Below are 328 nucleotides of genomic sequence, written 5' to 3'. Positions count from 1 at the left end.
TCGACTTGAACACCGGGAAGCCGGCCGTCCCGGCGAAGAACTTCGCGAACGCCGCGTCGAGGTGCAGCTTCGCGTTGGCGAGCGCGAGGCTGTCCGCCTCGGCGAGGAACGGGAACTGAGGCTTGTAGGAGGCCGGTGTCGGCGGTTTGCGTTTCGGGCCGGTCCCAGCCTTCGACTCCTCGTGGATGGCGATGCGGTCCTCGAGCAGCTTGTTGTAGACGAACCTGGCGCAGCCGATCGTCCTGACGAGGAACTCGGCCTGTGCCGCCGTCGGGTGGAGCCTGTATTTGTAGCCCTTCAGCATGTCTCCGCCTCCTCTCGGCCGATG

1 protein-coding gene is annotated in these 328 nt (G+C 65.9%); it reads right to left on the bottom strand.

The window, feature by feature from the left end:
• A partial coding sequence (locus KNP77_RS15855) for a helix-turn-helix domain-containing protein (RefSeq protein ID WP_214891764.1) occupies positions 1-304 on the bottom strand: 304 nt, incomplete at its 3' end.
• Between the last annotated feature and the right edge of the window lie 24 nt (positions 305-328).

The organism is Exiguobacterium sp. s142 (assembly GCF_018618455.1).
Classification (GTDB): domain Bacteria; phylum Bacillota; class Bacilli; order Exiguobacteriales; family Exiguobacteriaceae; genus Exiguobacterium; species Exiguobacterium aurantiacum_A.
Note: the sequence above shows the minus strand (reverse complement) of the source record. Positions and strands in the feature narration are given on the sequence as shown.